8 protein-coding genes are annotated in these 12,196 nt (G+C 35.8%); all 8 read left to right on the forward strand.

What is annotated here, in order from left to right:
- Positions 1–369 precede the first annotated feature (369 nt).
- The 8 genes from BLE01S_RS00940 to BLE01S_RS00975 all read left to right on the forward strand — a co-directional run bounded on the left by BLE01S_RS00940 (position 370) and on the right by BLE01S_RS00975 (position 12,187).
- Complete coding sequence (locus BLE01S_RS00940; protein WP_066136163.1) at positions 370–3,717, forward strand: ATP-binding protein; 3,348 nt, start codon at positions 370–372, stop codon at positions 3,715–3,717.
- A complete protein-coding gene (locus BLE01S_RS00945; RefSeq protein ID WP_066136166.1) occupies positions 3,714–4,418 on the forward strand; it encodes a response regulator transcription factor in 705 nt (234 codons plus the stop codon). The genes BLE01S_RS00940 and BLE01S_RS00945 overlap by 4 nt, the downstream gene beginning before the upstream one ends.
- A 336-nt stretch (positions 4,419–4,754) precedes the next feature.
- Positions 4,755–5,885, forward strand: coding sequence for a betaine/proline/choline family ABC transporter ATP-binding protein (locus tag BLE01S_RS00950; protein ID WP_066136169.1), 1,131 nt, complete (start codon positions 4,755–4,757; stop codon positions 5,883–5,885).
- Positions 5,882–6,535 carry an ABC transporter permease gene (locus tag BLE01S_RS00955; RefSeq protein ID WP_066136172.1) on the forward strand — a complete coding sequence of 218 codons (654 nt, stop codon included), beginning with the start codon at positions 5,882–5,884 and terminating at the stop codon, positions 6,533–6,535. The genes BLE01S_RS00950 and BLE01S_RS00955 overlap by 4 nt, the downstream gene beginning before the upstream one ends.
- Before the next feature lie 10 nt (positions 6,536–6,545).
- Entirely contained in the window at positions 6,546–7,433 is an 888-nt protein-coding gene (locus BLE01S_RS00960; protein WP_066136175.1) for a glycine betaine ABC transporter substrate-binding protein, read from the forward strand.
- Between the two features lie 133 nt (positions 7,434–7,566).
- On the forward strand, positions 7,567–8,433 hold the full coding sequence (locus tag BLE01S_RS00965; protein WP_066136177.1) for an alkaline phosphatase family protein: 867 nt from the start codon (positions 7,567–7,569) through the stop codon (positions 8,431–8,433).
- Between the two features lie 216 nt (positions 8,434–8,649).
- Positions 8,650–10,854 carry a helix-turn-helix domain-containing protein gene (locus tag BLE01S_RS00970; protein WP_066136184.1) on the forward strand — a complete coding sequence of 735 codons (2,205 nt, stop codon included), beginning with the start codon at positions 8,650–8,652 and terminating at the stop codon, positions 10,852–10,854.
- 367 nt (positions 10,855–11,221) lie between these two features.
- Positions 11,222–12,187 carry an ABC transporter permease gene (locus BLE01S_RS00975; protein ID WP_066136187.1) on the forward strand — a complete coding sequence of 322 codons (966 nt, stop codon included), beginning with the start codon at positions 11,222–11,224 and terminating at the stop codon, positions 12,185–12,187.
- Positions 12,188–12,196 lie beyond the last annotated feature (9 nt).

Consider the following 12,196-nt stretch of genomic DNA (forward strand, 5'->3'; position numbering starts at 1 on the left):
GAAAAAACTCAACGTATTATTTTATATAATACGTTGAGTTTTTTATTTATAGCAAACTTTCTAATTCTATCTACGATTAATTCAACATCTCTTGTCCCTCTTATCTTATGCTTGTCGACCCTAAACAAGCGTCAATCGCTATACGTGGCTTATCTTGTTCCCTTTATCTATTCTTAAGTTCCCTCTTTCCAAAAGCATCCACATCCTGTAGGTGTAGTTTGTGCGTCACTAAATAGACGATTGCGTTTTTGTTTTAAGGAATTATATGACTTTATGCCTAATTATTCCAGAAAAAGTGGTATAATGTGAAGGAACTAACCATTTTAAATTTTCGGAATATATAGATCTGCCAATCCAGGGGGTTCCTTTATGAAGATTAAAGGAGTATGTAAGGGGATAAATATTGTATTTATGGTCATGCTTTTATTTGGTTTATTATTACAATTATTACAAACGGAGACATTGGCTAAGGAAAAAACAGAGCTTCAAATACTTTCAAATTCAAAGAAGATATTTGTTGATTCTGAGCTATTTTTGCTTGAAGATACACAAAAACAATGGACGATTGAAGATGTTTCGTCTGAATTATTTAATAAAGAATTTATAAGGAATAAAGATCACATGCCCAACTTTGGTTACACGAAGTCGGCATATTGGGCACGATTTGAGGTTTTCAATCAATCGCCAAAGAAAGAATGGCTATTGGAAATTAGTTACCCTCCTTTGAATCAAATTGAGTTGTACTCCATAAATGGTGAAGGTAAATTTGAAGAGCGAAAGATGGGTGGGATCTATCCATTCCATGATAGAGAACTCCTTCATCGTAACTTTGTCTATGAATTAGATATAAAGCCAAATGAATCGGCAATTTTCTATTTACGCTTTGAAACAGAAGGAGCAATGCAACTGCCGCTAACGATTTGGAAATCAAGTGCTTTTATTGAAAAAACACAAATGGAGTTTATCCTACTAGGATTGTTCTATGGAATAACAATAGCGATGGCTTTATATAATCTATTTCTATTTATTAGTTTACGTCACATTAGTTATTTGTATTATGTGTTTGTGATTGTCTGTTCCATTTTTTCGAACCTATCTTTGAACGGAATGTCCTATCAATATATTTGGCCAGAATCTCCTTGGTGGAATCTACGTTCCATCGTCTTTTTTGTCATGTTGGGAAGTATTTTCTCTCTTTTATTTGCTAGAAGCTTTTTAGATATAAAAAATAAGCTTCCTAAATTCAATAAAATATATAATTGGTTAATTGGTTTTAATAGTTTAATTATTATTCTACTTTTTTTCTCTTATTCTACCGCGCTTAATTTGATGGTGATCAATATGACATTGATGCTCGTTGTAATTATTACTTCTGCGTACCAGTGTTTAAGAAAAGGAGTACGACAAGCTCGTTATTTTTTCTTAGCTTGGGTTATCTTTCTTGTTGGGGTGCTCATAACTGTTTTGGCAGATTCGGCATTACTTCCCCTTACAAATGGGACAAAATATGCAGCGCAAATCGCCGGTGCTATTGAGGTAATTCTATTATCATTTGCATTAGCTGACAAAATCAATATTATGCGTAAAGAGAAAGAAAGCGCAGAAAGGGCAGCGATTGAAAATCAAAAGCTTGCAGTGGATAATTTGCGAAAATCTGATGAACTGAAAGAAGAATTTCTAGCAATCACCTCTCATGAATTGCGCACACCATTATATGGCATAATCGGTATTTCTGAAGGGTTACGTGCTGGTGCAGCTGGGAAAATAACGAGTGATATGGATAATCAATTATCATTGATAGTTACAAGTGGAAAACGGCTAACGAATCTTGTTAATGATATGTTGGATTTATCAAAGTTAAATCATAATGCATTGGACATCCAATCCAAACCTTTATGTTTATCACAACTAGTTGATGTTATCTTAATTGTTTTTCGATCATTCGTGAAGGATAAGCAGTTAAAATTGGTTAATAATATAGCGGCAAATTTACCTGATGTGTATGCTGATGAAAATCGATTGAAGCAAATTTTATTTAATTTAGTCGGTAATGCGATTAACTATACTGAATCAGGAGAGATAATTTTATCAGCGAAACAAGTGAAAGGTAAAATGATTATTAGTGTGTCAGATACGGGAAAAGGAATACCAGAAAGTCAACTTACGACTATATTTGAACCCTTTCGTCAAGGGGATAATTCTATTTCTAGAAATGTAGGGGGAACAGGCATAGGCCTAACGATTACTAAACGCCTAGTAGAACTTCATGGGGGGAAAATAGAAGTTAAATCGCAGCTGGGTAGGGGATCTATATTTAATTTTAGTCTCCCTATTTCTAAGCAGAATAATCATGCTGAAGAAGTGGCAACTTTAATCAATGAACCTAACTTTGCAAAGGACCTTACGAATACAAATACACCAATTATATTGACCCCTAAAATGGATAAAGAAAAAAAAGTTTTTAAAATAATTGTCGCCGATGATGATCTGATTAATTTGCAGGTTCTTATTAACCAACTTTCAGTAGAAAGTTATGAGGTGGTCGCTGTTACTAACGGTCCCGAAGTACTGAAGGCGATGGAGGAACATCAGATTGACCTACTTATTCTTGATATTATGATGCCGAGAATGTCAGGTTTTGAAGTTTGCCAATTATTACGTGAAAAATATACGTTAACGGAGTTACCGATTCTCATGTTAACAGCAAAAAATCAAATGGCTGATAAAGTGACTTCATTTGCTGTTGGAGCAAATGATTATTTGACTAAGCCATGTGATAGAGAAGAGTTAATATCGCGCGTGAAAACTTTACTTGATTTAAGACAGTTAACGAAAGAATTAACGTCAATTAATCGTCTCCTTGAACATAGGGTAAATGAAAGAACCATTGCTCTGGAAATTGCAAACAAAAATTTAGAAACGGTTAACCAGGAATTAAAGGAAATGGAGAAGTCGCGGGTACAGTTATTGTCTAGTATTTCCCATGAATTAGGTACTCCAATTACGTTGATTCAAAGCTACATACAATCAGTCAGAGAAGGATTGATCGAAGAAAATAATTCGCGATATTTAGATATGATCCACAAAAAATTATTACTTCTAGATCGTTTGACTAAGGATTTGTTTGATTTGGCGAAATTACAGTCAAAAAAAATAAGTTTACATTTTCATCCTATTCATCTAGAAGATTGGTTAGAGCATGTTTTACAAAGTATAGAGTCGGATATTAAGCAAAGCGGTAGAGAATTTAGCAGGCAAACGATCGCATATGGTGAAATGACAGAAAGCCTTATCTTAAATATTGATATTGATAGAATGGATCAAGTCTTTTCAAATCTAACTTGGAATGCCGTAAAACATACGAGTCAAAAGATTGGGAAGATCACTGTTGCTATAGATTTCGATATAGCTCAAAAGAGTTCCAATTTAGTTGATGAAGGGCATTTATGCGGGAAAATAATCATAAAAGTAATAGATAATGGTGAAGGCATTAATGATGCTGACTTACCTTTTATATTTGATCGATTTTATCAAACATCAGATTCAACGAAAATAAAATCAAATGGAACTGGTCTTGGATTGGCTATCACAAAGGAGATTATTCATTCACATAAAGGAGAAATTTGGGTAGAAAGTAAGGTAGAGAAAGGAAGCATATTTTATATAGCTTTACCGATTATAAGGGGAAAATCATTGCAGCAGGAGGGAGATATGTGAGTAATAAGGTTATTTTAATAGTGGAAGATGAGGTAGGTATTCGGGAACTTATTCAGTTATTTTTACAGAAAAAAGGATATCATGTTTTAACGGCTAAGGATGGTACAGAGGCCTTACCAATTGTTGAATCACAAAAAATAGATATTATTTTATTAGATATTGAGATGCCAGGTTCAAATGGATTTGAAGTTTGTGAGCAAATTCGCCAACAAACAAAAGCCCCCGTTGTGTTTGTAAGTTGTAAAAAGGAAACGGCAGATCGTATTAAAGGACTGAAGGTTGGCGGGGATGATTTTATTACGAAACCATTTGATTTCCATGAATTAGAAGCGCGAATTCAAGCAATACTTCGGAGGAATCAATGGCTAGATACTGAAAAAATGATGACGTCTATTATCCGATATGGCGATTTGCAAATTGATACAGATCGTTGTGAATTATATGTAAAGGGGAAGCAAATTCAATTATTCCATAAGGAATTTCAACTTTTGCTATTAATGGCTCGCCATCCAAATCAAGTATGGACGGTTGAGCAATTATATGATCATATATGGGGTTTTCATTCGGAAGGGACAGCACAAACGGTAAAGGTGCATATTAGTAATTTGCGACGTAAATTAGAAAAGGATCCAGCAAATCCACAGTACATTAAGACAGTCAGGGGGTTTGGATATAAATTCATGACTACAACAGTTAGTTAATATTGTGAACGATAAATATACATTTATTAATAAAACGAAAAAGATATGAACAATATGGTTCGTTTAGCCTGTTAAAGGAACGGTTTCAAGAGTAATACATAGGAGGAGGGAGTAATGATAACCAATAGCATCATTTCTTAAACGAGGTGTAAGAATAGTAAGAAATTTCAATGCCTGGTTAATATTGCGCACTTTGTAACAAGTTTGTAAAGAATGTATACTTTTAGTAGATGCTTTTTTCACCACCCTTTTTCTTTTACAAGGGATTCCTTTGGCTATCCAGGGAAAGGTGAAAAAGTTTTTTTTTGAGAAAGCTAGAATTATAGGGAGGCACACATGCTCAAATTTGAAAACGTAAGTAAAGTGTACGAAGATGGTTTTAAAGCAGTAGACTCAGTTGATTTCGAAATTCTCGAAGGAGAGCTTCTTGTACTTATTGGTCCAAGTGGATCGGGTAAATCAACGACCATGAAAATGATTAATCGGATGATACCGCATACAGACGGGAAAATTTTAATCGATGGGGAAGACATCACAAAATTAAACGCAGCAGAGCTTAGACGTAATATCGGTTATGTTATTCAACAAATTGGACTTTTTCCTCATTATACGATTGAGAAAAATATTGCAATTGTCCCTGAACTAAAAGGGTGGGATAAGAAAAAAATTAAAGCAAGAGTAAGCGAGCTCATGGAAATGGTTGGACTTGATCCTAAAACATATGCGCATCGCTTTCCTAAAGAGTTATCAGGTGGACAACAGCAACGTGTCGGCGTGGCAAGGGCGTTGGCATCGAATCCTCGAGTCATTTTGATGGATGAGCCATTTAGTGCATTAGATCCAATTACAAAGGAACAGTTGCAAGGAGAATTAATTTCTCTACATCAAAAACTTAATAAAACGATTGTTTTTGTTACCCATGATATGGATGAAGCTTTAAAATTGGGTGATAGAATTGCTATTATGAAAGACGGAAGTTTACTTCAGCTAGATACCCCTGAGAAACTATTACACGAACCCGCCCACGGTTTTGTAGAGGACTTCATTGGTAAACATCGAATCATGCAAAACCCTGATTTAATGCCTGTAACAGATGTGATGAATGATAAACCATTAACATCCCTTCCTAAACGTTCTCCGGAAAGGGCACTTTCCATCATGCGTAAGCGTCAAGTAAATACTTTAGTTATCGTAGATGAAAATGATGTTTTATTAGGTATTATGCCAGCCTATGACCTCATCGCGAAAATGAAAGAGATAACAAAAATTGAAGAAATTATGTATCCACCTGAACCATTTTTATCGGCTTCAGCAACAGCGAAAGATGCGATTCTTGTGATGGATGATGCACCCCATGGGATTATTCCTATTGTAGACGAAAATAAAAAGGTTATTGGCGTAGTTACAAGAGGATCTTTGTTGTCTGCATTATCTACTCTGTGGATAGAGACGGAGGAATCGGAATGACTAATTTAAATATTTGGGAACAATTTATCCAACAATCACAACTTCGTTGGCAAGAGGTTTTAATGTCAACATTTACACATATTCAGCTTGTCTTTTTTTCGATGATTTTGGCGATTGTTGTCGGTGTTACTTTAGGTATTGTGATCACGCGCTTTCCCTCTTTCGTCACGGTAGTGTTAGGAGGAGCAGGAGTCATGCAAACAATCCCTAGTCTTGCCTTACTCGGATTTATGATTCCAATTTTCGGAATAGGTATAAAAACAGCGATTGCTGCACTATTCTTATACTCTTTATTACCAATTATTCGTAACACGTATACGGGGATTAAGGATGTAGATAAGGGAACAAGGGAAGCGGCAAAGGGTATTGGCATGACCAACATGCAAATCTTATTTAAGGTAGAACTGCCGCTTGCGATTCCAGTAATGATGGCTGGAATTCGGACAGCAGCCGTGATCAATGTGGGGACAGCGACTTTAGCAGCATTTATCGGTGCGGGAGGGCTCGGTGATTTTATCTTCTTAGGAATTACGCGTGGCATTGATGGATTGATTTTGCTAGGAGCAATCCCTGCTGCCTTATTAGCAATCATCCTGGAAATATTACTTAGTTCACTTGAGCGTTGGACAACTCCAGAAGGATTAAAGTAAAGGAGAAAATATGATAAAATATAAAAAATATACATTTTCACTAATCATTATGCTTACTGTATTCTTATCTGGATGTATCCTAAATAGTGGTGATTCGATTACAGTAGGCTCAAGAAACAATACAGAAAGTATTATTTTATCTAATATAATGGGACAATTAATAGAAGAGAAAACAGATATAAAGGTAATATATAAAGAAAACCTAGGTGGATCAAACGTTGTCTGGAATGCGATGCTTAATGATCATATTCAAGTCATACCTGATTACACGGGAACAATTGTAGTTAATTATTATAATGAAATGCCTGGAAATGCGGAAGAGACATTGGCGCAAACAAAGGAACTTGTTGGTGCAGATGGAATCATTGCCTTCAATACTTTTGGCTTTAACAACACGTATACTCTTGCACTTGATGAAAAAAGAGCAGAGGAACTTAACTTGGTAACATTCAGTGACTTTGCGGAAGTATCTGATCAATTTATTCTCGGAGCAGTATTTGAATTTATCGATCGTCCAGATGGATTGCCGGGATTTCAAAAAGAGTATGATATCCAATTTAAAGATGTGAAAGGAATGGACCATGGCATCATGTACAGATCCTTTGGTTCAAATGAAGTAGACGTCATCAACTCCTATACAACCGATGGGCAACTCCAATTATACGACTTGCGAGTATTAGAAGATGATCGAGCTTATTTTCCACCATATCATGCACTTCCCCTTGTAAGAGAGGATACGTTAGAACAATATCCAGAATTGGAAGAGGTCCTACAATTATTGGAAGGGAAAATAGATGAACCGATCATGCAAACCATGAACGCGAAGGTAGATAATGAAGGCATGATGGTAGAGATTGTTGCGAAAGAGTTTTTACAAGAAATAGGTATGATTGATTGATAAAGGGAAAACTGCTTCTGGAGATGGAGCAGTTTTTTTCATTTTAGAGGAGATCAGAAAATATAACTTCGTTTTAAATAGTTGTTTTTAGGAAGGAAATCGCAGACCGCTATCGAATAGATAGGAAGAGCCTATGAAGCTATACAAAGTAGGTGATTCAATTAAAGGAGCGGTTGTTTTGACTAATAAAATAGAACGAGTATTCGTGATTGGCCTAGATGGTGCCGGTAATTTTATCAAAGATACGAATACTCCGAATATCCATCAATTATTGAAGAAAGGAGTGCTTACTTATTCGGGACAAGCTTCATATCCTACGATTAGTGCAGAGTGTTGGGGCTCTATTTTACACGGTGTAGTGCCAGAAAAACATGGATTAAATAATGATTTAATTGCGGCTGAGATTTATCCGGAGTACTCACCATATCCTTCATTTTTTAAAGTGATAAAGGATGCCTGGCCGGACTGTAAATTAGCTGCATTTAGTGAATGGGAACCGATTAATTACGGGATTATTGAACAATCAACGCTACATCAAGCAGTATCAAAACCTGATGAAGAATTAGTTCATGCAGCGGCTGCCTATATTCGTGAAAATCCAGATTTAAAGGCGATGTTTGTGCAAATTGATACACCAGATGCTGCTGGACATCAATATGGATATGGAACAAAAGCGTACTTGGATAGTATTACGAAGACAGACGGTTTTGTTGGTGTCATCATTGAAGCAATTAAGGATGCGGGATTGCTAGATAGTAGTTTGATCATTACTACCTCAGATCATGGTGGTGGAGGAGATCATCATTATTCTCATGGTAGTGATCATCCTCAAGATATGACTATTTTCTGGGGATGTCATGGACCAGAAATTAACCCTAAGTCACAGTTAGAGGAAGGGTTTAAAAATATGAATACTGCGGCTATCGTGCTCCATGCTCTTGGCTTAGCGATACCGGAACAATATGATGCAAAGATACCTGATGGGTTGTTTTTAGAGTAGAAAAAAGTAATTAATTATAGAAAAGTGCCAATGCCAATGAGGGGTATTGGCATTTTTTATATGCAATTCTTATAATATATTGTTTTTTAATCATATATACACTACGAGGGAAAAGTTGTAAAATATTAAGGAAAGCGCATACAAAACTAGGTGGCTATACGTCTGGATTTTTATTTCTAGGTCTTAATCTGAGGAAAGGAGCGATAAATATATCTTATGACTCACAATTGGTTTCGTCGTATGCTGCTGGCTTATACGCCTGTTTTTTTTATTGTCATTTTTATTTTATTCCTTATCTTTTTTCAAGCATTAAATGAGCAGAGCCGGCGGGAGGCAGCAAATATTAATGAATCATTAGCTGGACAAGCCTACCGTTATATCGATCGCAGTTTAAAAGAAATTGATCATAGAGTACTAAGGGAATCCTTGATCAATGAAAGCTTTCAGCGATTTTTAAATGAGCAGGCTATGGCTAATGTTCCGGTAAATCTGGAGGCACTAAAATCCCTACAGGAAATAAAGCTTAATTATCCGATTGTGGATTCTATTTATCTTGTGCGTTACAATGATCAGTCTGTCTTAAGTCTTGGCACAATGACAAAGGTATCAGATTATGCTGATCGTCCGTTTATCAATGATTATATTAATAAAGACACTTCTAAATGGACAGAAAGTCGATTATTTAGGGAATTCTCCAATCAAAGTGGAAAAGAAGTGATATCGCTTACTCGCCCTGTTCCCTTTTATAGTAAATCTAAAGGATTAATTGTCGTAAATGTAAGTCTCGATAGTTTGAGATATGGAATTCGGGAAATGTATGATCCCGAAGTGAGCTTTGTTCGGCTTGTTGATCAAAAAGATGTCGGGTTTGAAAATGAAAAAGCTAATCAAGATGAAGAGCAGGTCCTTAGTCGATTAACCTCAGACTATTCAGGATGGACGATTGAGAGTGGGCTTGTCCAAAGTAATTTGAGTCGTATCATGAAATCTATCAATTCTTTATGGTTACTTATCTCTGCTATTGTTGTGTTTACAGGTATTATATGGATTATTTATATTACCAAAAAGGCCTATAAACCATTGGAGCAACTTGTAGGAAAAATCCATTTGTATTCAAAAGAAGCTATACAGGGACAACCTATTACTACCCATCGGAATGAATTCACGCTTATTGACCATACATTGGATCAAATGTTAGAGCAATCAAACCGGTATCATCAAGAACGGGATGAGGTCTTGTTGTTGAGAAAGAAATATGGATTTGAAAAACTATTGAAAAAGACTGCAGCTTCTCTAGATTGGGAAGAAGAAATGGAGAAAATAGGATTACCACAAGTGTTTCATCCGTCCGTAGTATTCTTAATGGAAATGGATCAATATAGTAAGTGGGAGAAGCAACTGACACCAGAGCAAATGTTGCAATTAAAAATGAACATTGAGGAGACTACGTTCCAAATGGATGCAGAGAGTTTGTCGATTCTTTGGTGTGGATGGGAAACTGAGTTTCGATTAGTTGGGGTTGCAAAGCTTGTGAATGAAGCAATTGATCCTTATGAGGATTTTATTAAATATAAAAATCAAGTAAGGGAGCATTCATCACTCACCGTAACAATTGGTGTTAGTAGACTAATATTAATCCCCGAAGATCTTCGCAAAGCATATCGTGAAGCAGAAGATGCACTGGCATATAAAGCGATTAGGGGACTAGATCAAGTTATTCGCTATCACGAAGCAACGTATACGGAGGTGGATGTGTATAGTCATTTAAAGCTTGCCCATGAGATTGTTTTAGCTTATCGGATGAGCCCGGATCGTTGGCAGGATCAATATCGTCAGCTATTTGAAGAGCTTCGTACGACGAAGTTACGAAAAGAGGAGTTAGTTAATATTATGAACTTTTTTGTCTATCAATTAGAAAGGGAAAAGCATATGTTTCCGCAGGAAATACAGAAAAGATGGAGCGAACATGTATTGCCAGGGTTAGCTGTTCAACTTGAGCAATTTGATACAATCGAAGAGCTGGAAACGAATATATTTACTCTCCTAGAGGGCATGTCTAATAAAATTGCAGTACTTAGGCAAGCAAGGAATTACCACCAAGTACTTCTTACGATCAAAGAATATATAGAAAAAAATTACGATAATGTAGAGCTTTCCCTCGATCACTTGAGTGGAGTGTTTGAAATGCCTGGGAAAAATATTAGTAAGTTATTTAAAGAAGAGTTCGGTGAGAAATTTGTAGATTTCCTGATAAGAATTCGGATGGAGCGAGCGGAGGAACTCTTGCAAACTACAAATGATACAATTCTCGCAATTAGCGAACAAGTAGGATATATCAGTGCTAATTCTTTTACAAGGGTTTTTCGTAAAGTATATGGAACATCCCCAGGTGAATATAGAAAGTTAAAGAAATATTTATAATACATATAGTTATCTGTTTGGGAAGAGGTAATGTCATTCGGCATTGCCTCTTTTGCTTTAGATAAAGTGGCAGAATGGGTGAATAACTTTGTAATTCAGATATATTAATTGTGAGTGGTAATTATATACCACATAAGAGTTTTAGTGTGTTGGCGAAAAAAGCATGTATACGAAAAAAGAGAACCTATCATATTGGGTCTAACTGAATGTACTGAGGAAAGAGAAAAATGAATGATCGAAGAAAATTGCTTGTTGCCACTTTAGTTTATAAAAAGCTATGATTAATTCACTCGCGGAAAGTAACGAGGCATGTGAGGTGAAATCAAAGATGTAAACCCTTACATACAATAAGGAAGGAGGGGCTTTAATGTCACCAGAGAAAGCAATACTTGAGAAGAACCCGCATCATCTTCTTGCTCAGAAAAAAAGAAAAAGAAATTGGAAATTAGCAAAGAAACATTGGCAACTTTATTTATTAATGTTACTCCCGTTAACTTCTCTTATCATCTTTAAATACGTTCCGATGTTTGGGAGCACGATCGCATTTAAAGACTACAACGTGATAAAGGGAATATGGGGTAGTGATTGGGTTGGTTTCAAATACTTTATACAGTTTTTTAATCTACCTCACTTTTGGACGATCATTGGAAACACATTAGGGCTTAGTCTTTACGGTCTACTTATCGGTTTCCCAGCACCAATTATATTGGCTCTCGCTTTAAATGAAGTGCGCCAAGGGTTATTTAAAAGATCGGTGCAAATGATTACCTATGCCCCTTATTTTATATCGACAGTTATTATGGTTTCGATTATTATCGTTGCGTTATCTCCGAATACTGGGATTGTGAATAGTATAATGGGGCTATTCGGAATCGAACCAAGGAATTTTATGGGGGAACCAGGTCTATTTAAAACCATCTATGTATTTTCCGATGTATGGCAACAAACAGGTTATGGAGCAATTATTTATCTTGCGGCTTTAGCTGGTGTAAACCCTGAATTTTATGAAGCAGCCAAAATGGATGGAGCTACAAGAATTCAGAAGATTTTGCACATCGACTTACCAAGCATTTTGCCAGTAACGGTTATTTTGCTTATTTTAAATATCGGAAATATGATGGCCATCGGTTTTGAGAAAATCTATCTGATGCAGAATTCATTAAATGTCATGACATCTGAAGTCATTTCGACTTATGTATATAAAGTAGGTTTAATTGAATCGAACTTTAGTTTCTCAGCAGCAGTAGGATTGTTCAATTCAGTAGTTAATTTAATTCTACTAGTAATAGTCAATTATTTAGCGAAAAGAGTGTCAAAAACAAGTCTATGGTAAAGAGGTGAA

Origin of the sequence: Lederbergia lenta NBRC 16444, assembly GCF_001591545.1 — a bacterium.
GTDB lineage: Bacteria > Bacillota > Bacilli > Bacillales > Bacillaceae_C > Lederbergia > Lederbergia lenta.

What these genes read in the sequence shown, in the direction of transcription:
- BLE01S_RS00965 (WP_066136177.1), top strand. Translation starts at nt 7,567, where the DNA reads ATGAAGCTATACAAAGTAGGTGATTCAATTAAAGGAGCGGTTGTTTTG.
- BLE01S_RS00950 (WP_066136169.1), top strand. Translation starts at nt 4,755, where the DNA reads ATGCTCAAATTTGAAAACGTAAGTAAAGTGTACGAAGATGGTTTTAAA.
- BLE01S_RS00940 (WP_066136163.1), top strand. Translation starts at nt 370, where the DNA reads ATGAAGATTAAAGGAGTATGTAAGGGGATAAATATTGTATTTATGGTC.
- BLE01S_RS00970 (WP_066136184.1), top strand. Translation starts at nt 8,650, where the DNA reads ATGACTCACAATTGGTTTCGTCGTATGCTGCTGGCTTATACGCCTGTT.
- BLE01S_RS00960 (WP_066136175.1), top strand. Translation starts at nt 6,546, where the DNA reads ATGATAAAATATAAAAAATATACATTTTCACTAATCATTATGCTTACT.
- BLE01S_RS00975 (WP_066136187.1), top strand. Translation starts at nt 11,222, where the DNA reads ATGTCACCAGAGAAAGCAATACTTGAGAAGAACCCGCATCATCTTCTT.
- BLE01S_RS00955 (WP_066136172.1), top strand. Translation starts at nt 5,882, where the DNA reads ATGACTAATTTAAATATTTGGGAACAATTTATCCAACAATCACAACTT.